Here is a 21863-nt window from a genome sequence, read left to right on the forward strand (position 1 = left end):
GCCGGTTAGCGCTGCACGAGGCAGAACTCGTTGCCCAGTGGGTCCGTGAGCACGGCGGTGCGGTAGCCACCCTCGTCGTTGTGCCGGGTCGACACCCGGGCACCAATGCTCTCCAGGCGATCGATCTCTTCGTCGAGATTATCGGTCAGGATATCCAGGTGGGCGCGGTTCTTGACGGTCTTGGGCTCGGGCACAAGCTGGAACGTGAGGTGGTGGAGTCCGTCTCCGGGGGAGCGCAGGCCGTGAAACTGGCTTCCCTCCACATAGGGGTACGGCTCCTCGTATCCCAGGGCTTCTTTCCAAAATGCGGCGGCCGTCCGTACGTCGACGCAGTCAAGCGTCACTCCAATGGTGTTCCGAGTCATCATGGCTAAACCTTACACCGTTAAATAATTTGTCGGTGTAAGGTAATTTTCTATGGAGACAACGGGAGGGTCGCGCAGACTCAGGCAGCGCCGCGAGCTGGAACGCGGCATCGTTGATGAGGCGATGCGGCTCCTCCGCGCGGGCGGGGTCCCGGCGGTCAGCCTGCGCGGGATCGCACGAGCCCTGGGCATGAGCGCGCCGGCGATCTACACCTATTTCCCCAGCCTCACCGAGCTGATCACCGAGTTGATTGTGCGCTGCACCGATTCGCTGACGGAGGCCCTGCGGGGTGCGATGCCCGAGCAGGATGCGCGCCCGCTCGACCAACGGCTTCTGGCTGGTCCGCTGGCCTACCGCGAGTGGGCGCTGACCCATCGCAGTGAGTTCAACCTCATCTTTTTTGACCAGGTCATCGGATATGCGGCCCCGGAGGGAGGCGTGACCGTCGCGGCTCAATCCCGGATGCTGCACGTGCTCGCGGGTCCGTTCGCGGCGCTTCGCGGGGTTGAAGCCGATGCGCTGGAGGCTCGGGAGGATTTCCTGGATGAGTTTCTCGGGTGGTGGGGATCCTTCCACGGCTTGGTGGCCCTGGAGGTCAATCATCATCTCGACTGGCGCGATCCGCAGCGCATCTTCCTCGCCCAGGTGAAGGCCGGACTAACGCTTCTCGGACGAGTGCCGAAGCGGCGTTAACGGCGCAGCGCCCCACCGAAAGGGCGGGGCGCTGCGCGGTACGGCGGAAGTAGGCTACCTAGCCCACAAAACCGATGCGACGGGTCTCTTCGCTGCCGATCTCGACGTAAGCTACCGAACCGGTGGCCACGATGTAGCGCTTGCCCTTGTCGTCGGTGAGGGTGAAGTGCGGGGTGCCGGAGCTGATTGCGTCGCCGACAATCTTCTCGACGTCGGCCGCGCTCTGGCTGGATTCGAAGCCGAGTTCGCGGGGGCTGTTGATGATGCCGATACGGATATCCACGTTGGTGCCTTTCGGTTGCCGGGGAACGGATCCTGGGTTGATTCCAGCGTACGACACCGCCACCCACCGAAACCCGTTATCCGCGCGTGCCCAGAGCGAACACGCGTCCTCGCCGGGCCGGTGATCCCCGCATCGGCGGTGTCTTCCGGGGGATATCGGTGGCTCACGCTAGCGTGGGAGCGTGAGCGAATCCGAACCCCTCGATCAAGACCGGTTGTCCGCGAGCCTGGATAACAGCCAGCGTGCCGTGCGGGATCTCCGCGATGGTGCCCACGCGGCGGTGCACGGTGCGCCCGGATCGGGGAAGACGCACACGCTGACCGAGGTGGTGGCCGATCGGATCATCACCCGCGGCTATCCCACCGACGATGTGGTCGTGCTGGCCGCCGACCGCCGCTCGGCCACCGCGCTGCGGGACACCCTGGCGCTGCGCATCGACCGTCCCACCCGGGGCCCGCTGGCGCGCACCCTGGGCTCACTGGCCTTCAGCTTTGTGACGGCCGCCGCGGTGGCCGACGGGGTGACCGTTCCGCGGCTGCTGACCGGCGCCGATCAGGATACGATCCTCGCCGACCTGCTGGCCGGAGAGGTGGAGGACGAGGGTGCCGCCTGGCCCGAAAGCCTGGGACCCGATGTGCGGGCGCTCGGCGGTTTCCGCACCGAACTGCGGGAGCTGATGATGCGGCTCGTGGAAACCCGCACCCGCCCCGCCGAGCTGGCCCGCCTGGGGCACCGGCACGAGCGTCCCGAGTGGGTGGCCGCGGCCGCATTCATCGCCCGCTATGAGCACGTGATGGACCAGTATTCGCAGCCCCGGCTGGATGCCGCCGAGGTGATCGCCGAGGCGACCACGCTGCTGCGTGAGGGCCGCGTTTCGGCCCCACGCCTGATCCTCGTGGACGACTTCCAGGAGCAGGGACCGGGCACGCTGGGATTCCTGGCGGCCGCGGCTGCCGCCGGCTCCACGATCCTGGCGTTCGGGGATCCCGATGTGGCCAGCGCGACCTTCCGCGGCTCCGATCCCGCGGCGCTCAGCGGGCTCAACCTGATCCTGGGTGCCCCGGTGGAGACGTTCACGCTGACGCAGGTGCACCGGCATGGTCCCGAGCTGCGCGCGGTGATCACCGAGCTGAGCGATCGGGTGGGGGCTGCCGGGCAGGTTGAGCATCGTCGCGCGGCCTCGGTGCTGCCCGCCCAGCCCGAGCAGGCTCCCGTCAACTCCACCGACGAGTCCGAACAGGAACGCTGGGAGATTCCGCCCACGCTCCCGGTGGTGCGCATTCGTGCGTCCTCCCCGGCGGCCGAGCAGCAGGCGATCGCCCGGATGCTGCGCGAGCGCCACGTGTATCACGGGGTGCCCTGGTCACAGATGGCGATCGTGGTGCGCTCCTCGGCGTCCATTCCCGTGCTGGCTCGGGCGCTGGCCATGGCCGACGTTCCCACCTCGGCGGAGACCGCCGGCGAAGCCCTGCGCGACCGCTATGCGGCGCGGGCGCTGATCCTGGCGCTCGCGGTGGCCCTCGAACGCATCCCGGTGACCGCCGCCCGCTACACCGAGCTGCTGCTGGGACCGCTGGGCGGTTTCGACGGGATCGGTCTGCGCCGACTGCGCCGCGCGCTGCGCCACGAGGAGCTGCTGGGCGGCGGACACCGAGGATCGGATGAGCTTCTGATCGAGGCCCTCGCTGCCCCCGGAAGATTCGCGACCCTCGACACCCCCGGTGCCCGCCGCGCGCTGCGCTTCGCCGAAACCCTGGCGCAGGTGCGGGCGGGGTATGCGGCGGGCAACAGCGCCGAGGAGCTGGCCTGGATCGTCTGGGATCGCAGCGGCCTGGAAAAAACCTGGACCACTCAGCTGGGCCAGGGCGGCCTGCTCGCCGAGGAGGCCAACACCAACCTGGATGCGGCGGTTGCCCTGTTCACCGCGGCCAAGCGTGCGGCCGAACGCGATCCCGATGCCGACGCCGGTATCTTCATCGACTCGCTCCTCGAGGCCGACCTGGGGGAGGACTCGCTGGCGCCGCGGGCGCGGGGGGAGGCCGTCTGGATCGGCACCCCGAGCGCGGTGGTGGGCCGCGAGTTCGACGTGGTGGTTGCCGCTCGGGTGCAGGCCGGCGCCTGGCCTAACCTGCAGCTGCGCGGCGCGCTGTTGTATCCGCAGCTCTTCAGCCAGGTGGTCGCGGGCCTGCCCACGACCCTGCTGGATGCGCGGGCCGAACTCCTCTCCGACGAGCTGCGCCTCTTTGTTCTCGCCTGTTCGCGGGCGCGCACCCAGCTGGTGGTATCCACCACCGATGGCGATGACGAACAGCCCTCGCCCTTCCTTCGGTTCCCGACCCTCGATGATGCGCCCGTGCGTACCGGGACCGGTGAGTATCCGCTGACCCTGCGGGGCATGGTGGGCGCGCTGCGCCGCCGCCTGGTGCGCGCTCACGAGGCTGGGCGTCCCGAGGAGGCGGCCGAGGCGGCAAGCCTGCTGGCCCGGCTGTCGGACGAGGGGATCGCCGGGGCCTCCCCGGACTCCTGGTACGGCCTGGCAGAGCCCTCCACCACCGAACCGCTGGTGGACCTGAAGGATCCCGACGCACGCGTGCGGGTCTCGCCCTCGCGGATGGAGGCGTTCGAGAAGTCGCCGCTGAACTGGTTTATCGAGGACGTGGCGCGCCCGCCGAGCACCGTGGCGGCCGGCATCGGCACGATCATCCACGAGGCGTTTGAGCGCGCGGGGATGATCCCCGCCGAGCAGATCACCCCCGCCGATATCGCCCCCGAACGGCTGTGGGAGCATGTCTCCGAGCGCTGGGGCGAGCTGAGATTTGAGGCACCCTGGCTGGCTCAGCGGGAGCGCGCCGGGGTGGACGAAGCCCTGGTGGGTGTGGCCGCCTATCTCTCCGACGCCCTGCGCGCGGGCAACGTGGTGCTGAGTACCGAGGGCGGGTTCCGCCTCGAGGTGGGCCAGATCATCATCGGCGGCTCGATCGACCGGATCGAGCGACGTCCGGCCACCGGCGAGGACACCGAACCGGTGATAGTGATCATCGACCTCAAGACCGGGCGCAGCATCCCCACCCAGAAGTCGATGCTGACCCACGCCCAGCTCTCCGCTTATCAGCTCGCGCTGACCCGCGGGGCCGTGTATACCGAGGTTCCGGATGAGGCTGCCGCGCCGGTCGAGGCTCACGTTGCTCCACTGGCCGACTCGCCAGCCGACGCGACCGCCGAGGCACCCGTTGTCGCGGTCGCCGTCCCGCACGCCGAGCCCGCGACCCCCGCCGAACCCGCGGTCCGCCGCCACCCGATCACCGGACGCTCGGGCGGCGCGATGCTGCTCTACGTGCGCACCCCCACGGTCAAGGCCTACGCCGAGCGCGTCCAGGAGGTCCAGACCGAGGAGGAACTGGCGGCCTTCGAGGAACGCGTGGAAACCGTGGGCACCGGCATGGCCGCCGCGACCTTCGTCGGCGTCTTCGGCGAGGGCGAGCACGACCCACTCACCCGCCTGACCTACCGTATCCACCTCATCGCGGCCGTCTCGGAGTAATCATGACCCAGTCGAATCAGACCCCCGCCCTGAGCGCGCTCGACATCGCCGCGCTGCTGGGGCTGCCCGCCCCCACCGCCGAGCAGATCGCGGTGATCGAGGCCCCGCTGGAACCCGCCCTGGTGGTAGCCGGTGCCGGCAGCGGGAAAACCGAGACCATGTCGAATCGGATCGTCTGGCTGCTCGCCAACGGCCACGTCCGGGTGTCCGAGATCCTCGGGCTCACCTTCACCCGCAAGGCCGCCGGTGAGCTGGCCGAGCGGGTCCATCAGCGCATTACCCAGCTGCGTCAGGCGCTCGCGGATCGCGGCGGTCAGGGTGTCGAGATCGACGTGCTCGAAGCCCCCACCATCGCGACCTATAACGCGTTTGCCAGCGGCCTGTTCCGGGAGTATGCGGCGCTGATCGGTCGGGAGGCCGACGCTACGGTGATCGGTGAGGCATCGGCCTGGGCGCTCGCGCGACGGGTGCTGATCGAGAGTAAGGATCCGCGGCTGGTCGAATCCTCCCGCCCGCTGCCCGCGCTCGTGCAGGGCGTGCTGCGGGTCTCCCGCGGGATCAGCGATAACGATGCGCGCGAGCACACCGCGAAGATCGTCGCCCTGGCCGAGGAGTTCCAAACCCTCACCGAGCTGCCAATCAACGACGAGACCACCGGCAAGCGTAAGCGCAGCCCGAATAACGACCTGGTGGCCGCGGCCGCCGATCTGGCCGAGCTGCCGATGCTGATCGAGCTGGCCGAGGAGTATGCGGCCCGCAAGCGTACCCGTGGGTTTATCGAGTTCTCCGATCAGGTCGCGCTGGCCCTGGAGATCGTGCGCACCCTGGAGCGGGTATCGGTCGAGTATCGGGCCCGCTATCGGGTGGTGATCCTGGATGAGTATCAGGACACCTCGGTCGTGCAGACCGAGCTGCTGTCGCGCCTCTTCGGTGGGCACGGGGTCATGGCCGTGGGCGATCCCAACCAGTCGATCTACGGCTGGCGCGGGGCCTCGGCGGCCAACCTCGCCCGCTTCTCCCGCGACTTCTCGGTGGCCCGGACCCCGGGATATCGCCCCGCCGACACCGCCGCGCGCTTCACCCTGTCCACCTCCTGGCGAAACCCGGGCCTGGTCCTGGACGCGGCCAACGCCCTGGTTGCCGCCCTGCCGGTGGCCGAGGGCGTCCCGGTCAAGACCCTGGCCCCGGCAACCTTCGCCGGTCCCGGTGGTGTGCGCATCGCCTTTGAGCAGACCGTCGAGGATGAGGCGGAGGCGGTGGCCGAGTGGTTCGCCGCCGAGCTGGAGCGTCCGCGTGGAGACACGAAGCGTGGCGAGAAGGAGCGCTCGGCCGCGCTGCTGTGCCGCTCGCTCAAAAAGGTCGATCCCTTCCTCCGCGCCCTCGAAGCCCGCGGGGTTCCCTACCACGTCCTCGGACTGGCCGGACTGCTGGATCAACCGGTAATCGTGGACCTGGTGTGCGCGCTGCGGGTGCTGCACGATCCGAGTGCCGGATCCGAGCTGATCCGTCTGCTGGCCGGCGGCCGCTTCCGCATCGGCCCCCGCGATCTGCGCGCGCTGGGCAACCTGGCTCGCTGGCTCGGGGAGCGCGATCACCGGCTCGCCCAGGTCCCCAAAGAGGTACGCGATAAGCGCTTCGGATCCGCCGATGCCGAGGACAACCCCTCGCTCGTGGACGCCCTCGACTTCCTGGAAAACGCGCCCGCCGATCACAAGGCGCTGGCGGATTTCACCCCGATCGCGCTGGAGCGCATGCGCGAGGCGGCAACCCTGCTGACCGGACTGCGTCGCCGGGTGGGCCTCGGCCTGCACGAGTACGTGGGCCTGGTTGCCCGGGAGCTGGGCCTCGACCTCGAGGCTGCGGCGAATGAGCACCAGGTGCTGGCCGGGCCGAGTCTTGAGGCGTTCGCCGAGCAGATTACCGCGTTTTTGCAGGTGGACGAGACCGGCACCATCGGGGCGTTCCTGGAGTGGCTGGAACAGGCCGAGCAGCATGAAAATCTCAGCCCACGCGGCGAGGAGCCCGAGCCGGGGACCGTTCAGGTACTGACGATCCACGGGGCCAAGGGCCTGGAGTGGGACAGCGTCGCGGTGCCGCGCATGGTGTCCGGGGAACTCCCGGGAACCCCGCGCAGCCGCCGCGGCTGGACCGCGTTTGGCGAGCTGCCCTATGCGTTCCGCGGTGATGCTGCCGAGCTGCCCGAGCTCGCCTGGCGGGGGCTTGAGAGCCAGCCCGCGTTCGAGCTGGCGTATGCGAGCTTTGGCGATCAGATCGACACCCAGCACGCGCACGAGCAGCGCCGCCTGGCCTATGTGGCGGTCACCCGGGCCAAGGACACGCTGCTGCTCTCGGGATCGTTCTGGACCAATGCGGTCAAGCCGCGCGAGCCCGGGGTGTACCTCTATGAGGTCGCCCGGGCGGTACCCGTGGCCTGGGGCGGGGATGCACGCTACGAGGATCCGAGCCTGCCCTCCTCGCCGCTGGAGGAGGAGAACCCGCGCACCGACCAGATCCGCAGCCTGGTGTGGCCGCGGGATCCGCTGGGGGAGCGACGCCGGGCCGTGACCGCGGCTGCCGCGGCGATCCGGAGTGCCGATCCGCGTCCGCTCGATCCCCAGAACCCGAGCGAGGACGCCAGCAACGTGGACCTGCTGCTGGCCGAACGTCACCACATCCTCACCGGCGGCCCGGCCCGGGTCGACCTACCCGCGCGCATCCCCGCATCCAGGTTCAAGGACTTCGTGGTGGACCCGATTCAGGTGGCCGCGCGCATCGCCCGTCCGGTGCCCGAACGTCCCTACCGCCAGACCCGCCTGGGAACCCTGTTCCACGACTGGGTGGAGAATCGCGCGGGGCTGATGGGATCGCGGGAAACCATCGACGCCCAGATGTGGGAGATCGACGATGAGGAGCTCGGCGGAACCCTGGCCCCCGTCGCCGAGGCCGAGCGGGAACGCCTCGAGGAGCTGCAGGCCACGTTCCTGCGCTCGGAGTGGGCGGACCTGGCACCGATCGCGGTGGAAATCGAGATCAACTATCGCCTGGCGGACAAGCTGATCATCTGCAAGCTCGACGCCGTCTATGAGCGCGAGGGGCGCATCCAGATCGTCGACTGGAAAACCGGCAAGGCACCGCGGTCGGATGAGGAGCTGCGCGAGCGTCAGTATCAGCTGGCCCTCTATCGCGAGGGTTACGCGCGCTGGACCGGAACCGACCCGCGCCTGATCGACGCGGTGTTCTACTACGTGGCCGATGACCGGGTGCTGCGACCGGAAAAACTCTCCGATGCCCACGAGCTGGTCCGGGCCTGGGAGAGGGCGGTGGCGACCCACGCGATGTAACCTGCGTATGGCCCCCAAACGGGGCCTATCGCGGGTCGATTTGGACCCCTATTCTGGGCACAGATGACCGGTCCAACCGGTACCGGCCGCAACCTGGTCAGGGGGACCAATGAGCGAACAGCGTCGAGAAGTAATTATTTTAGCCGCGGGCAACATGATCGCGGAGTCCGGCCTCGCCGGCCTCAGCATCGCCGCGGTTGCACGGAACGCGGGATTTGGGCCCGCCACCGTGTACTCACTATTTCCTGCCAAAAATAATCTGATCGCCGCGGTGACGGTGAATGCGTATTCGGTGATGGCCGCGCGGATTCGCCAGGCGATCGGCCACGATGATCCCTTCCGCAGCCAGCGGTCGGCGGCCGAACGGCTGGACACCGTGGTACGTGAGTTTGCCCGGGTTGTGCTGGGTGAGCGCGCGTTTGCCACCGCCCTGATTCATGAGCCGGCGGGGCCCGAGGTGGTGCGCGAGCGCGTGTACTGCCGCCGGGATGCCGCCAACCTGGTCGAGGAGATCCTGCGCGACGGCGTCGAGAGTGGGGAGCTTCCCGAGCAGCCCACCGCGCTGATTGCCGGGGCGATTGTGGGCGCCCTGATCGAGGGACTGGTGGGTGGGAACTCGCCCAGCTCCGCCGAACTCGCCGGAAGTCCCGCGGGGGAGGGTGCGTGTGTGGACGCGCTGTCCCGCTTTATCCGCGGTGCCAGCGGCATCCCCGGGGAGCTGCTGGCGGCCTAGCGCGAGACGCGTCCCTCGACGGTGACCCTCCGCGAGGCGCCGGTATTTCGGCGCGGAGCATCGGCAACCGTCCGTGGAGTACCGGCGGCGTTCCCGGGCACCGTCGGCGACCTGACACAGGCGTAAACATCAACGCCGCGGTCCGAGAGCATCGGACCGCGGCGTGTGTGCGTCGACTCGCGGGGCATTCGCGGTTTGCGCCCGCCACGGCGTCTGGCGGTCTGCGTCGCCTGTGTACTCTGGCGGCGTGCGCCGCCCGTATACCCTAGCGGTCGGCGTCGCCTGTTTACTCTGGCGGCGTGCCCCGCCGGGGAGAGCTAGCGGCCCGAACCGCCCGCGTCGCCCGAGGGAATCTCGCGGGTTTCCTCCTGATCGGGATGACCGGTTCCCGAGGCCCCCTCGGCGTTGGCCGCGGATTCGGGGGCGTCCTCACCCAGCACATCCTCGGGGAGCGCAATCGGGCCGGTCTCGTTGGAGACGGCCGATTCCTCCTCGAAGTCGTAGGTGTCGGTCTCCATGCCGATCTGCGCGGTGGAGGGCGTGGTTTTGGGGGTGCTCTTGAGCAGGGTTTCGACGTCACCCACGGCGAGCACCGGGTCCGCCTCGGGATTGATCGGCTCGGACAGGTTGCCCAGCACGCTGTCCACGAGACCGTCGAGCAGCCCCACGGCATCCTCGATAACCTCCTGGTTGCGGGTGTCCAGCCCGTGCAGGAGCCAGCGGGCCAGCTCCAGCTCGGCGTGCAGCAGCGCCCGCTGACGGATGAACCGGTCGGGGGTGCGCGTGCAGGACATCCGGTAGGAGGCGAAGACGTCGTCGGCGGCGTCGGGGGCGGCGCTGAGCCAGTGCAGATCGCGCGCCGGGTCGCTCACCCGCAGACCGCTCCAGCCGACCAGTCCGCTCACCACCGGTCCGACCTCGTGATCGGTGATCAGGAAGGATTCGGCGCTCAGGGTTCCGTTGACCACCACGGGCTGGAACTGCCACAGGCTGTCGTCGTTGGCCGCATCACTCCAGCGCTGGCGGATCGCCGCGGGCAGGCGTCGGGTGGACGCTGCGCGCTCGATCACGTTCAGGGCCTCGTTTCGGCACTGCGCGGCGGTCAGGGCCGGCAGCCCGATCTCGGTCACGAAGGATGCGGGGAGGGTGTGAATCGCGGCGATGGCCCCGCCGATCGAGGTGGCGACCCCGTCCCCCGGGGGAATGTATGCGGCGGGTACATGGAAGCCGGGCAGGAATTTGGAGACCACGATCCGGCCGGGGCTGGCCGGCGCCTGGCCGATTACGGTGGGGACCTCGAACGGCAGACGGCTGCGAATGCCCGCGGTCATGGCCTGGAGGGCGATGAGTTCGATGGCCTGTTCGCCGGCCGCACGCTCGTTGCTGGGGATACGCACTACGACGTCCTCGTCGGTGCCGGTGCGCAGCAGCGCCGAGTCGAAATCTCCGGATCCATCAAGTGCCAGGGTCCCGCTTGCACGCACCTCGAGTCCGGGCACCGCAGCGGTCGCCAACGCGGCTAGAGTTAAATGCGATCTGACCATGTTCTCTAGGTTAGATCGCGACGACCCGTGAAGCGGGCCGCCACGCCCGTTCACAGAGGGAGCCCATGTCCAATCATCTTCAGGCCGCAGCCGACAATTCGGACCGTTTCGGCATCCTCGCCGACCTTCCACTCTCCCGCAGCGAGATCGACCGCGACTACACAACCCGCGAGAATCCGGACCTGGCAATCGACTTGCTCGCCGATGCCGATGCCCGCTACCTGCTGATGCGCGCGGGCACCACGGCGGTGGAACACGGTCGTTTACGCCTGTTCCGGGCGAGTGAACTGCCCGCCGATATCGCGACCCTTCCGCCGACCTACCTGGGCCGCGCCCTCCGGGATGAGGCGGGTACCCCCGCCGGAGCCCGCATCGTGAGCCTGGATCTGGACGTGCTGAACGCCGGCGATGCCGCCGGTAGCGAAGCCGATGACGCGGCCGCCCGGGTACACCCGGCCGGTGAGTGGGGGAGCCTGCGGGACTTCGGGGCGGTGTTTGAGGCGCGCGATGCCGGCCTGCTGACCGAGGCCCTGGCCCTGGTGAACTGGCACCGGTCGAGCACCTTCTGCTCCCGCTGCGGTCACCCGACCGAGGTGCGTCAGTCCGGATGGTCGCGACACTGCCCGAGCTGTGGGGCCGAACACTTCCCGCGCACCGACCCGGCGATCATCGTGCTGGTCACCGACGCCGAGGACCGGGTGCTGCTGGGGTCCAATGCGCTCTGGCGGGCGGGGCAGTACTCGCTGCTGGCAGGGTTCGTCGAGGCGGGGGAGTCGCTGGAGCAGGCTGTGGTCCGGGAAATCTTCGAGGAGGCCGGGGTTCGGGTTGTCGACCCGCGCTATCGAGGATCCCAGCCCTGGCCGCTGCCGCGCTCGCTGATGCTCGGTTACACCGCCCGGGTGGCCGCGGATCAGGATCCGCTTGCGGTCACCCCCGACGGGGAGGAGATCCTGGATCTGCGCTGGTTCTCCCGCGACACTCTGCGCGCCGAGGCGGGCACCCTGATCCTGCCCGGAACCACCTCGATCGCCCGCGCCCTGCTGGATGATTGGCTGAGTGCCGACGGCGGCGGAGACATCGCCGCCGCCCAGGCCGACCGCTCGGGACCCGCCTGGGCATGAGTATGAATCTTCAGCCGGTCTCCACCGATCCCGAGGCACTGCTGGCGGGGCTGGATCCCGAACAGCGTGTGGTGGCCGAGTCCCTCGGTGGCCCGGTGTGTGTGCTCGCGGGTGCCGGTACCGGTAAGACCCGTGCGATCACCCACCGGATCGCCTACGGGGTCGCGACCGGCACCTTTGCGGCGAACCGGGTGCTGGCCCTGACCTTCACCACCCGGGCCGCGGCCGAGCTGCGCTCCCGGCTTCGGGTGCTCGGCGCACACGGGGTGTCCGCGCGGACGTTCCACTCGGCGGCGCTGAGCCAGCTGAATTACTTCTGGCCGCACACCGTGGGCGGAGCCTTCCCGACCCTGATCAGCGGGAAGGGCAAGCTGCTGGGCCAGCTCGCCGAGGCTCGCCGACTGCGTTTGGATACCGCCGCGCTGCGAGACCTGGCCGCCGAGATCGAGTGGCGCAAGGTTAGCGGGCTGAGCATCGAACAGTATGCGGCATCGGACCGCCCGGGCATCGGCTCGATCTCCCTCGAGCAGGTGGCGACCCTGCAACAGGGATACGAGGACCTCAAGGACGAGCGCAAGCAGCTCGATTTTGAGGACGTCCTGCTCACCTGCGTGGGCATGATCCACTCCGAGGCCTCGGTGGCGATGCAGGTGCGCGAACAGTTCCGACACTTCGTGGTGGATGAGTACCAGGACGTTTCCCCGCTGCAGCAGCAGCTGCTGGACGCGTGGCTGGGACCACGCAATGATCTGTGTGTGGTGGGTGATGCCAGCCAGACGATCTACACCTTCGCCGGGGCACGGAGCTCCTATCTGTTGGATTTTGAACGTCACTATCACGACGCGACCATCGTGCGTCTGGAGCGCAACTATCGCTCCACCGCCCCCATCATCAAGGACGCCAATGCGCTGATGCGCGGGCGTGCGGGGGCACTGGAACTGCGCGCGGCGGATGCCGCCTCCTCGACCGAGAGCCCTGGTCGTCCGGCCGCGATGCCCGCACCGATCACCGCCCGCTTCCGTGATGATCTCGCCGAGGCGCGCGGGGTTGTGTCCCGAATCATCGAGCTGCATGAGTCGGGCACCGACCTCGCCGACATCGCCATTCTGTTTCGGGTCAACGTGCAGTCCTCGGTGTTTGAACAGGCCCTCAACGAGGCCGGCCTGGCCTTCCGCATGCACGGGGGTACTCGCTTCTTTGACCGCCCCGAGATCCGCCAGGCGCTGATGGAGCTTCGGGGGGCGTCGGTTTCGATCGTGGGGGAGCCGCTGTTCAAATCGGTGAGCGACGTGCTGCGCGCCCACGGCTGGACCGTGGACCCGCCCGAACAACCCGGCGCCCTCCGCGAACGCTGGGAGGCGCTGAATACCCTGATGGACCTGGTGGATCGTGCGGCCCCGGGCACCACCCTGCGCGTATTCACCGACGAACTTCTGGAGCGCCAGGCCGCGGGGGCCGAGCCCACCCAGCAGGCGGTCACCCTGGCCACGATGCACTCGGCCAAAGGCCTGGAATGGGAGACGGTGTTCCTGGTGGGGCTCAGTGAGGGCCTGGTTCCGATCAGCTACGCCACCACCGAAACGATGGTGGATGAGGAGCGTCGACTCATGTACGTGGGCATCACCCGGGCACGCTCGCGCCTGATGCTGTCCTGGGCGGAGGGCGCGCCGCGCGGCGGCGGAAGCCGGATGCCGTCCCGCTTCCTCACGGAAATGGGGCACCCGACGCGCTAGTGGGGCACACCGAATCCGCGGGGCCGCCTGCGGGGCTGCCCGCCGGTTCGCCTACAGAGACGCCTGCAGAGCCGCCTACGGAGCCGCCTGCGGGACCGCCGGCCCCGCACGCGCACTCGGGGTGCGGGAACACCTGCTCCCGACGCCCAAGTACCGAGGTCCCATCCACCACCAGGACGCCCGCGCGGAGCTCGCGGCTCTCGGAGCGCAGCCGGGCATGGACCGCGGCGAGCACCGGCCCCACGGCCAGGGCCGAGAGCGGAGGACCGGCGCTGGTGGCGAGGGCGCGATGCGCCTGGATCGCCAGGGACGCCCAGGTGGGATCCCGCGCCGCCGCCGACCGCTGCACACACCCGATGCAGGGCCCGCGGCCCGGCTCGACCAGCGGGCCGATCCGTATCTGTCGATCCCAGCAGACGACGGCCAGGTGCGGTACTTCCTCGGAGAGCCAGGGGGCATAGCGGTGCGGCGGGATCACATAGTTATCAACCAACACCACGAGTGCCGGGCGTCGGGTGGTGGCCAGCGTGGTGCGTGGTGGGTCCAGGCGCGTGGCGTCGGCGGTCTGGGCAATGGCGCGCACGAGCGGATGCGGGTGCCCGCGAACCTGCCCCAGCACCGCCCAGCGCGGAACCCGTGGGCGTCGGCGTCGAGATGTCTCCGGGCGTGGGTGGTCCTCCAGCGCCGGACCAAGTGCGCCGAGCAGCGCGTGGACCTCCGACGAGCCGAGCCCGCTCTTCGCCCCGAGCTCTTCCAAGACGGAGACGGTAGCCCCGGCACCGAGGGCACCCAACAGGTGTTCCTGGGCGGGGGTGACCCCGGTCAGGGTCACGGCGGCGGGCGGGTCAAAACCGATCTGAAATTCTGTGGGAGTGCGCCAGAGCAGCGGAAGGGTGGGGTTCAATTTGATCATCATGAACCAAGTGTGCGCCCGTGCACTCCGGATCACCCGAACACGCGCTGTGTGAACGAGGCGCACCCGGAGCACAGGTCCCGCCGCCTGACGTGTCTGGCACCAACGTGCCTGCCCGTGCGACTGGGCGCGCCCGCGCCCGCCGCCCCGAAACCGAGCACCGGGCGAACAAACCACACGCGCGGGCCCCGAGGGGACCCGCGCGTGTGTCGGAAATCAGCGAAACTAGGCCGTGGGAGCGTCCGGCTCCGGATCGGTGGGTGCCTTCGAGCTTCCGTCCACGCCGTCGCTCTCGGTACCACCATCGGTGGCATCGGCATCGGCACTGTTGGTCCCGTCGGTGCTGCCAAACTCTCCACGCAGCAGCGCATCCAGCGCATCGTCCATCTCGTCACGCTCGGGTGCCTCGCCGCGGGCCAGCGCGGTGAGGCGGGCAATGAAGCCCGCGGGATCGTCGATGTCTTCGGCGGTCGGCACCAGGTCGGGGTGCGCCCAGAGCGCGTCGCGCGCCTCGGTGCCCACGGCCTCGGTGACGGCTTGCCACAGCGCTGCGGCCTCGCGCAGACGACGCGGACGCAGTTCCAGACCCACCAGCGCGGCGAAGGCCGATTCGGCGGGTCCTCCGGTGGCGCGACGCCGACGCACGGTCTCGGCGATGGCCTGGGCCCGCGGCAGACGCACGGTCGCTTGCGCGGTTACCACGTCCACCCAGCCCTCGATCAGGGCCAGCGTCGTTTCCAGGGATGCCAGCGAGGCAAGCTGTGCCTCGGTCTTCGGCGGAATCAGCGAGCCGTTGCTCAGCGCGCTGCGCAGCTGCTCGGGGTTGCTCGGGTCGAAGTCCTCGGCCAGGGATTCCATCGCGTCGATGTCGATCGAGATACCGCGGGCAAACGCGGTAATCGCGGAAATCAGGTGCAGTCGCAGCCAGCGGGCATTGCGGAACAGGCGGGCATGCGCGAGTTCGCGTACGGCCAGGTAGAGCTGGACCTGATCGGTGGGGATGTCGAGGCCCTCGCCGAAGGCGGCGATGTTCTGGGGGACCAGGACCGCGTGGTTATCCTCCATCAGCGGGATGCCGATGTCGCCACCGGACACCACCTCGCTGGAGAGCTGGCCCACAACCTGTCCCAGCTGCATCGCGAACAGGGCACCGCCCACGCTGCGCAGCATCTGACTGGCGCCGGCGATCATCCCGCGCAGCTCCTCGGGTGCCTGCTCCTGCAGGACCGTGGCCAGGGCATCGGAGATGCTGCTGGCGACCGGCTCGGCCACCTCGGTCCAGACCGGCATGCTCAGTCGCGCCCACTCGGCACGGCTCACCAGGGTCGGGGAGGCGCTCAGCTCGGAGAAGGTGGTTGCGTCGGCGAGCCAGAGCGAGGCCACATTGAGGGCCTGCTCGAGGGCGTGACGCTGATCTTCGGGGGTATCCACGCTCTGGGCGTTGGCGATCTGGCGAGCCTGGTCTCCGGCCACACCCCAGTTCACGCCACCATCGGTGGAACCGCGCATCGCGTTTTGTAGCTGGCTCAGCATGGCCGACAGCGCGGCGGGATCGGCGGGCAAACCGGCGGCACCGGCGAGCTGGGACGGATCGATCCCGCCCTGTCCGGAGATGAACCGGTTCAGCATTTCGCGGAACTCGTCCTCGGGGTTGCCTGCGTTTTCGTCTGGCACGTGTGCCACCTTTCCGAATGCTCCAAGTAGCCCTTTCTACGCTACAGGTAGGTCCCGAAGCGTCACCGGTTTTTTGGGCAATTATCGTCCGCCCGCCGCGAACAGTGCCGGTACCGCGCCCAAAACCCGGGCCGGCGTGAATTCGTGGTTGGATGGAGGGGTACCGCTTCCTAGGGAATGGACCCGATTATCAGCCCGCACACCCCGGATCGCCCGGCCGACGACCCGTCGGTCGGATCGTCGCGCGATGCGGACGCGGTGGATCCGGCCCAGGCTCTCCCCAGCTTTCCGGCACCCCCGGACCGAGCGAGCACGAGTACCCCCGAGCCCGAGACTTCGCTGCTTCCCGAGTCCGAGATCGTGCCGCTGCGCCCCAACCTGGCCCTGGCGATCATCGGGACGATCCTGTTTCTCCCGGTGGGGATCTTCGGACTCTGGCAGACCATTCTGGCCCGACGCGGGCTGGCCTCGGGGGCCGGGGCGGTGGCGATTCAGCGTGCCGGTCGGGGACGCACCCTCTCGATCGTGGCCGTCTGCGTGGGTGCCCTGGGCTGGTTGATGCTGGTTCCGCTCTGCATCCTGCTGGGATTCGGGGTCGCGGTGAATAGCGGTGGACTCGCCGGCACCCGCATCGTCGATGTGAGTCCCGCCGAGGGGGCTCGCACCGTGAGCATCGAGCTGCAGGCAACCTCCCCCGAACCAGCCCGCTATACCGTGCTGCGCCCCGATGGTTCGGAATACTCGGACACCCTGACCGCGCTGGAACCCATCCGCCTGGACATAGCGGTGGGCGACTATGCGGAGATTCGGGTGATCAGCGATCGCTCCGAGGGAGAGGTCTCCTGCACGGTGCGTGATGAGGACGATGAACTCACCACCCAGCACGGATCGGGGTTCGCACTGTGCGGCGTCGCCGGTGTGGAGTGAGTGGATCTCAGTGAACTTGAGGTTTCCAGGCCCTAGTCTGGATATCTACGGCCCATCACGGATCCTGTGGTGCGGCTTTGTCTTGAAGAAAGGCCCCCGTGTCGCTATTTGAACAGACCCTTGCCGCACAGCAGCCCGACCCGCGTGCGCGTCGTCGCCGCACCGGTTGGGTGTTTCTGCTGGTGGCGATGGGCCTCCTGCTGATCCTGGCCTTCGCCCCGAGTACCTACCTGGTGCAGCAGCCCGGCCCGGTGGAAAACACCCTGGGGACCACGACAATCAAGGACAAAGAGGTCCCGATTATCGAGATCAACGGCGAGCAGACCCATAAAACCACCGGTAACCTCGACCTGCTGACGGTTCAGCTGCTCGGCGACCGTGAGCGTCCGGCCACCTGGCTCAGCGTGATCGGCTCCTGGTTTGACCGGGAGCGCACGGTGGTCCCCATCGACGAGATTTACCCGGCGGGCGTCACCACGGATCAGCGCAACGAACAGAATCAGCAGCTGATGGTGAGTTCGCAGCAGGATGCCATCGCCGCGGCGCTGAAGCACCAGGGATACGCGGTGCCCTCGCACCTGCGGGTCACGATGATTCAGGGTGGCGCCCCCGCCGACGGCAAACTGCGGGTGGGCGACGAGGTGATTTCGGTCAACGGAACTCCGGTGGAAGACCTCGAGGGCGTGCAGAAGCTGGTCAAGGAGAACGGGACCAAGAAGGCCCTGACGATGGAGGTCACCCGCGATGGTGCCCCGCTGAAGATCGACATGACGCCGACCCTGGCCACCGCGAGCGACGGATCCAAGCGCGCTGTGATCGGCGTGGGAACGGGCGAGGTGTTCGACTTCCCGTTTGAGGTCAAGATCAACCTGGCCGATATCGGTGGACCCAGCGCCGGCATGATGTTTGCCCTGGGGATCATCGACAAGCTCTCCGGCGATGACCTGACCGGTGGCGCCCACGTCGCCGGTACCGGAACCATCGATGCAGCCGGAAACGTGGGCCCGATCGGCGGTATCCGGCAGAAGCTGTACGGTGCCAAGAACGCCGGGGCCACCTACTTCCTGGCCCCCGCCTCGAACTGTAACGAGGTGGCGGGTCACGTCCCCGACGGGCTGCGGGTGTTCTCCACGGAGAAGCTGACCGACTCGCTGAAGGTCCTGGACACGATCAAGAATAAGGGCGACCTCGACGCCCTGCCCACCTGCAAATAACGGGTGCCGCGATGCCGACCGGGATGACCCCGGTCGGCATCGTTGTGTGGCGGGATGTTGCCACAATCAGCGCGTGCGCACCTCCCGCTCGATCCAGTCGGCGAAGGACGTGGCCTCGCGTCCCAGGACCGCGAGGACCCCGGTGCTGAGGTGGGCATCCTCGCCGTCGCGGATGCCGCGAAGCATCGCGAGCCGCCAGCGAATGTACTCCTCTGGGACCCCCGCGGCGCGCATCGATTCGCGGTGGGTGTCCTCATCCTCGTTGTCAAAGCGCGCGGGAATGCCGGTGGCCGCGGCGATCATCTCCAGCGCCCGGGTCATCGAGAACGCCCCCGGGCCCGAGAGTTCGATGACCCCGGTATGGATGGTGCCCGCGGCGGATGCGGACTCGACCAGCACGGTAGCCGCAACCTCGACGATGTCGCGCACGTCGATAAAGGGCTCCAACCCCTCGCCCAGCGGTGCCCGCACCCGGCCGTCGCGGGGCACAAACATGGCCTCGGTGAAGTTCTGCGCGAAGTGGGTGGGCCGCAGAATGGTCTGCGGGATCGGTGACCGGGCGATCGCGGCCTCGGCACGGGCCACGTTGCCGTCGGGCAGAAACTCCACCCCGCGAGCCGAGAGCAGCACCGCGTGGGTGACCCCGGCATCGAGGGCCCGGTCGAGGAACGCGGTGAGCGCCGGGGACCAGTCCCGGGCCGAACCGGGACCCACGATGAATACGCCGGTGATGTCCTCAAGCGCGGCGCCCCAGGTTGTGGGATCTTCCCAGTCAAAGGGGATGGCGGTCTGGCGGCCGACGGCGCGGACGCGCATGCCCGCGGATTCGAGGTGGGTGGCGAGTCGGCGGCCCACCTTACCGGTGCCGCCGAGAATCAAAAATGCTGTCATGGGCCCAGACTAGAAACACCCAAAGCTCCAAACAATGCCTGTTTGGCTCAAAAACATTCGTCTGCGTCTACGATGGGGACGTGGATGTTCTCTCGGAGGAGCTGAGTCAGGCGCGGGCTCGCGGTGCGGTGTTTTCGATTCTGGATCGCCGCGCCCCCTGGGGCCTGGGCTTTTCGGGCGGTCGCGCGCTGACGGCGCACGTCCTGTTGCGGGGCACGGGCCTGATCGAGATCCCGGGAATTCCGGCGCTGGATCTGGCCGCGGGGGACGTGGTGCTGGTCACCGCCGGCACGCCCTACGCGCTGGTGAGTGCCCCCGGGGCCTCGGTGGAGCCCATCGGCGAGGCGCGGATGCGGGGATCGGACGAGTCCGTGATCCCCGATGCGCGCATACTCTGCGGGGCATACCGGATGGAGGGCGGGTTGAGCGAGGCCTTCCTGGCCACGCTGCCCCGGGTCGTGGTGCTGCGGTCGGGGGAGCTGGAGCCCGCCCATCGTGCGCTGGTGGAGGTGATGGCCGTCGAGGCCGATTCGGGGGAGGACGGCCGTCAGTCCATCCTGGATCGGATTCTTGATCTGATCCTCGTCTACTCGCTGCGCATCTGGTGGAGCCGGCCGGACAGCGACGGCCCCGGGTGGTACCGCGGCCTGGCCGATCCGCTGCTCGCCCCGGCCCTGCGCGCGATTCATCGGGATCCCGGCGCCGCCCACTCGGTGGATGCGCTGGCCGGGATCGTGGGTCTGTCCCGCGCCGCCTTTGCCGCGCGGTTCCGAACGGTGGTGGGGGAGCCGCCCGGACGTTACCTGACGGTGCTGCGGATGCGACGAGCGGCCGATGCGCTCACCCGCGGCGAGGCGTCGCTCGCCACGATTGCCGCCGGGGTGGGGTATGCCAACGAGTATGCGTTCTCCACCGCGTTTCGGCGGACCTATGGAGTCTCGCCCGGTCGCTGGCGTCACCGGCGGGGGATCGAGCCGGAGTAGTCACCCGGTATCGCGCTCGGGGCGTGGGCCCCGCCCCGAGCGCGACCGCTTCCGTTAGCTCGGCAGCGTCGGCCGCACCGAGACGTGGTAGTGCTCGATCAGCCACTCGTCTTCGATCCGGGTGAGCAGGACCGTGAGGTGCGTGGCCACCACCGGCCGCCCCGGGGCTGCGAAGTCCACGGCGAGGAAGGCGAGAATCTCGTTCTCACCCAGCGCCCGCACCTCGATCGGGGTGATCGTCGGGGTCAACCCGATGGGCTGGTGGGCGTAGTAGTCGGCGACGCCCGCACGATCCCGCTCGGGGCCGGGCCGCAGTCCCTGAAAGACCGGGGCCTCCGTATAGAGGTCGGCGACGCGGGCGGTATCACCGGTCGCCACCGCGGTGCCCCAACGGCTCAGCACCGTGGTGAGGATGTCCCGGGCCTCGGATTCCGTTGCGCTCATATTCGACTCGTTCGAGGTCACTAGTGGCCGGCGCTCTGGCCGCCGTCGACGTGCAGGATTTCGCCGGTCACGAATCCCGCATCCTCGAGGTAGAGCACGCCGCGCACGATGTCCTGAATGTCACCCATGCGTCCCAGCGGGTGCATGCTCGCATAGGTGGCGTGATATTCATCGGGGTGCATCGGGGTGCGGATGATGCCGGGGGAGACCGCGTTAACGCGCACGCCGCGGTCGGCGTATTCGATCGCCAGGCCGCGAGTGGCCGCGGTGATCCCGCCCTTGGTGAGTGCGGCCAGGGCCGCGGGAACCCGAGCGTCGGCGTGCTCGACCAGCGTGGTTGTCACGCTCACCACGTGTCCGGTCCCGGACTCGATCAGCGCGGGCATCGCCGCCTGGGTCAGGTGGAAGAAGCCGCCGATATTGGTGCGGATGGTGGCCTCGTAGTCCTCGGCGGTGAAATCGGTCAGGGGCCGGGAGTCGAAGAGTCCGGCGTTGTTGATGACGGTGTCGATGCGGCCGAAGCGTTCGATGGCTGCCCGGACCGCGCGCTCGGCGGTCGCGGGGTCCCCGATGTCTCCGGATACGGCCACGACATCCGGGTCGGTGCCCTGTTCGATCGAACGCGAGGTCGCGATGACCCCGTATCCACGCTCGCGGTAGGCGGCAACCAGGCCGGCACCGATGCCCTGGGATGCGCCCGAGATGATGACTACGCGCTGCTGATTATTCATGATGAGGTCTCCTATAGACGGTCGGTCAACTAATGACATTTCCATTAATAGATGACCGGTCGTAAAATAGCAATATGGGACGAACCTCGGATGGCCGCGAACGACTCCTCGCGGCGGCCGCCCGCCTTCTCGGGCAGCGGCCCTATAACGCGATCGGAGTCGCCGAAATCTGTGCGGAAGCGGGGGTCCAGAAGGGCAGCTTCTACTACTACTTCGAGTCCAAGCAGGCGCTCGCGCTGGCGGTGGTTGATGCGCACTGGGAGGTGCAGGGCGCGCAGTGGGCGCAGATCCTGAGTGCACCGGCGGGCATTCGCGAGCGTCTGCAGAATCTGTTTACGCTGACCGCTGAAGTCCAAACCGACTCCCTGCGCGACACCGGGGCGATCACCGGATGCCTCTTCGGGAACCTGGCGCTGGAAATGCGCGGGCAGGATGAGATCATTCGAGACCGGCTGCAGGTCATCTTTGAGGAGCAGCTGGATCTGATCGAGGCCGCACTCACCCAGGCCGTCGAGACCGGAGATCTCGCACCCTCGCTGGTGCCGGCGCGGGACACCGCCCGTGCGCTGGTCGCTCAGCTGGAGGGGTTGGTGCTGTTTGCCAAGGTGTTCAATGATCCCGCACAACTGGATCGTCTCTGGATCACCAGCCTGAACATTCTGGGAACAACCGGCGCCGCACCGGTTACACCGGCCACCCCCGAAGTGGGTACAGTCGCCTCCTAGGGGAGT

General features: G+C 68.5%; 18 protein-coding genes. 10 read left to right on the forward strand and 8 right to left on the reverse strand.

Translation table 11 applies throughout. The features are described from left to right. Positions 1 to 5: 5 nt before the first annotated feature. On the reverse strand, positions 6 to 368 hold the full coding sequence (locus C7C57_RS04945; protein ID WP_187977805.1) for a VOC family protein: 363 nt from the start codon (positions 366 to 368) through the stop codon (positions 6 to 8). A 49-nt stretch (positions 369 to 417) separates the two neighbouring features. On the opposite strand from C7C57_RS04945, the gene C7C57_RS04950 reads away from it, so the two are divergent. Then, positions 418 to 1059 carry a TetR/AcrR family transcriptional regulator gene (locus C7C57_RS04950; RefSeq protein ID WP_187977806.1) on the forward strand — a complete coding sequence of 214 codons (642 nt, stop codon included), beginning with the start codon at positions 418 to 420 and terminating at the stop codon, positions 1057 to 1059. Between the two features lie 58 nt (positions 1060 to 1117). Here the strand turns inward: C7C57_RS04950 and C7C57_RS04955 are convergent, their stop codons facing one another. Further along, positions 1118 to 1342, reverse strand: coding sequence for a DUF3107 domain-containing protein (locus tag C7C57_RS04955; RefSeq protein WP_030148536.1), 225 nt, complete (start codon positions 1340 to 1342; stop codon positions 1118 to 1120). A gap of 181 nt (positions 1343 to 1523) precedes the next feature. Here C7C57_RS04955 and C7C57_RS04960 point away from each other — a divergent pair, with 181 nt between their 5' ends. From C7C57_RS04960 to C7C57_RS04970, 3 genes are all read left to right on the forward strand, one after another. Then, positions 1524 to 4883, forward strand: coding sequence for a PD-(D/E)XK nuclease family protein (locus tag C7C57_RS04960; protein WP_187977807.1), 3360 nt, complete (start codon positions 1524 to 1526; stop codon positions 4881 to 4883). A gap of 2 nt (positions 4884 to 4885) precedes the next feature. Next, positions 4886 to 8224: an ATP-dependent DNA helicase gene (locus tag C7C57_RS04965; protein WP_187977808.1), complete on the forward strand. Its 3339-nt coding sequence runs from the start codon at positions 4886 to 4888 to the stop codon at positions 8222 to 8224. Between the two features lie 109 nt (positions 8225 to 8333). Beyond that, positions 8334 to 8957, forward strand: a complete 624-nt coding sequence (locus C7C57_RS04970) for a TetR/AcrR family transcriptional regulator (protein ID WP_187977809.1) — start codon at positions 8334 to 8336, stop codon at positions 8955 to 8957. A 317-nt stretch (positions 8958 to 9274) separates the two neighbouring features. Here the strand turns inward: C7C57_RS04970 and C7C57_RS04975 are convergent, their stop codons facing one another. Further along, entirely contained in the window at positions 9275 to 10471 is a 1197-nt protein-coding gene (locus C7C57_RS04975) for a phosphotransferase (RefSeq protein ID WP_187977810.1), read from the reverse strand. Between the two features lie 95 nt (positions 10472 to 10566). On the opposite strand from C7C57_RS04975, the gene nudC reads away from it, so the two are divergent. Together nudC and C7C57_RS04985 are read left to right on the forward strand one after the other, a co-directional pair. After that, entirely contained in the window at positions 10567 to 11622 is a 1056-nt protein-coding gene (gene nudC / locus C7C57_RS04980) for an NAD(+) diphosphatase (RefSeq protein WP_187977811.1), read from the forward strand. Next, positions 11619 to 13355: an ATP-dependent helicase gene (locus tag C7C57_RS04985; RefSeq protein ID WP_187977812.1), complete on the forward strand. Its 1737-nt coding sequence runs from the start codon at positions 11619 to 11621 to the stop codon at positions 13353 to 13355. Before nudC ends, C7C57_RS04985 begins: the two co-directional genes overlap by 4 nt. On the opposite strand, the gene C7C57_RS04990 is transcribed toward C7C57_RS04985, so the two are convergent. After that, positions 13327 to 14271 carry a TOMM precursor leader peptide-binding protein gene (locus tag C7C57_RS04990; protein WP_187977813.1) on the reverse strand — a complete coding sequence of 315 codons (945 nt, stop codon included), beginning with the start codon at positions 14269 to 14271 and terminating at the stop codon, positions 13327 to 13329. The two genes, C7C57_RS04985 and C7C57_RS04990, sit on opposite strands and share 29 nt — an antisense overlap. A 222-nt stretch (positions 14272 to 14493) precedes the next feature. Beyond that, complete coding sequence (locus tag C7C57_RS04995; RefSeq protein WP_370581437.1) at positions 14494 to 15942, reverse strand: zinc-dependent metalloprotease; 1449 nt, start codon at positions 15940 to 15942, stop codon at positions 14494 to 14496. A gap of 177 nt (positions 15943 to 16119) precedes the next feature. On the opposite strand from C7C57_RS04995, the gene C7C57_RS05000 reads away from it, so the two are divergent. Both C7C57_RS05000 and C7C57_RS05005 read left to right on the forward strand, forming a co-directional pair. Next, positions 16120 to 16869, forward strand: a complete 750-nt coding sequence (locus C7C57_RS05000) for a hypothetical protein (protein ID WP_187977814.1) — start codon at positions 16120 to 16122, stop codon at positions 16867 to 16869. Positions 16870 to 16967: 98 nt separating this feature from the next. Beyond that, positions 16968 to 18083 (forward strand): PDZ domain-containing protein, encoded by a 1116-nt coding sequence (locus C7C57_RS05005; protein WP_187977815.1) that lies wholly within the window; start codon positions 16968 to 16970, stop codon positions 18081 to 18083. A gap of 66 nt (positions 18084 to 18149) precedes the next feature. Here the strand turns inward: C7C57_RS05005 and C7C57_RS05010 are convergent, their stop codons facing one another. After that, positions 18150 to 18974, reverse strand: a complete 825-nt coding sequence (locus C7C57_RS05010) for an NAD(P)H-binding protein (RefSeq protein ID WP_187977816.1) — start codon at positions 18972 to 18974, stop codon at positions 18150 to 18152. 80 nt (positions 18975 to 19054) lie between these two features. Here C7C57_RS05010 and C7C57_RS05015 point away from each other — a divergent pair, with 80 nt between their 5' ends. Then, on the forward strand, positions 19055 to 19957 hold the full coding sequence (locus tag C7C57_RS05015) for an AraC family transcriptional regulator (protein WP_187977817.1): 903 nt from the start codon (positions 19055 to 19057) through the stop codon (positions 19955 to 19957). A 54-nt stretch (positions 19958 to 20011) separates the two neighbouring features. On the opposite strand, the gene C7C57_RS05020 is transcribed toward C7C57_RS05015, so the two are convergent. Both C7C57_RS05020 and C7C57_RS05025 read right to left on the reverse strand, forming a co-directional pair. After that, positions 20012 to 20401: a nuclear transport factor 2 family protein gene (locus tag C7C57_RS05020; RefSeq protein ID WP_187977818.1), complete on the reverse strand. Its 390-nt coding sequence runs from the start codon at positions 20399 to 20401 to the stop codon at positions 20012 to 20014. Between the two features lie 20 nt (positions 20402 to 20421). Beyond that, positions 20422 to 21132, reverse strand: a complete 711-nt coding sequence (locus C7C57_RS05025; protein ID WP_187977819.1) for an SDR family NAD(P)-dependent oxidoreductase — start codon at positions 21130 to 21132, stop codon at positions 20422 to 20424. Positions 21133 to 21206: 74 nt separating this feature from the next. Between C7C57_RS05025 and C7C57_RS05030 the strand changes: the two genes are divergently transcribed. Beyond that, positions 21207 to 21857 (forward strand): TetR/AcrR family transcriptional regulator, encoded by a 651-nt coding sequence (locus C7C57_RS05030; protein WP_187977820.1) that lies wholly within the window; start codon positions 21207 to 21209, stop codon positions 21855 to 21857. Positions 21858 to 21863 lie beyond the last annotated feature (6 nt).

Source organism: Mycetocola sp. JXN-3, from assembly GCF_014522285.1.
GTDB lineage: Bacteria > Actinomycetota > Actinomycetes > Actinomycetales > Microbacteriaceae > Mycetocola > Mycetocola saprophilus.

Excerpts from the sequence above, each read along its gene's own strand:
- C7C57_RS05030 (WP_187977820.1), top strand. The coding sequence starts at position 21,207 with ATGGGACGAACCTCGGATGGCCGCGAACGACTCCTCGCGGCGGCCGCC.
- C7C57_RS04945 (WP_187977805.1), bottom strand. The coding sequence starts at position 368 with ATGATGACTCGGAACACCATTGGAGTGACGCTTGACTGCGTCGACGTA.
- C7C57_RS05010 (WP_187977816.1), bottom strand. The coding sequence starts at position 18,974 with ATGACAGCATTTTTGATTCTCGGCGGCACCGGTAAGGTGGGCCGCCGA.
- C7C57_RS04990 (WP_187977813.1), bottom strand. The coding sequence starts at position 14,271 with ATGATGATCAAATTGAACCCCACCCTTCCGCTGCTCTGGCGCACTCCC.
- nudC (WP_187977811.1), top strand. The coding sequence starts at position 10,567 with ATGTCCAATCATCTTCAGGCCGCAGCCGACAATTCGGACCGTTTCGGC.
- C7C57_RS05025 (WP_187977819.1), bottom strand. The coding sequence starts at position 21,132 with ATGAATAATCAGCAGCGCGTAGTCATCATCTCGGGCGCATCCCAGGGC.
- C7C57_RS04970 (WP_187977809.1), top strand. The coding sequence starts at position 8,334 with ATGAGCGAACAGCGTCGAGAAGTAATTATTTTAGCCGCGGGCAACATG.
- C7C57_RS04965 (WP_187977808.1), top strand. The coding sequence starts at position 4,886 with ATGACCCAGTCGAATCAGACCCCCGCCCTGAGCGCGCTCGACATCGCC.
- C7C57_RS05020 (WP_187977818.1), bottom strand. The coding sequence starts at position 20,401 with ATGAGCGCAACGGAATCCGAGGCCCGGGACATCCTCACCACGGTGCTG.
- C7C57_RS04950 (WP_187977806.1), top strand. The coding sequence starts at position 418 with ATGGAGACAACGGGAGGGTCGCGCAGACTCAGGCAGCGCCGCGAGCTG.
- C7C57_RS04985 (WP_187977812.1), top strand. The coding sequence starts at position 11,619 with ATGAGTATGAATCTTCAGCCGGTCTCCACCGATCCCGAGGCACTGCTG.
- C7C57_RS05000 (WP_187977814.1), top strand. The coding sequence starts at position 16,120 with ATGGACCCGATTATCAGCCCGCACACCCCGGATCGCCCGGCCGACGAC.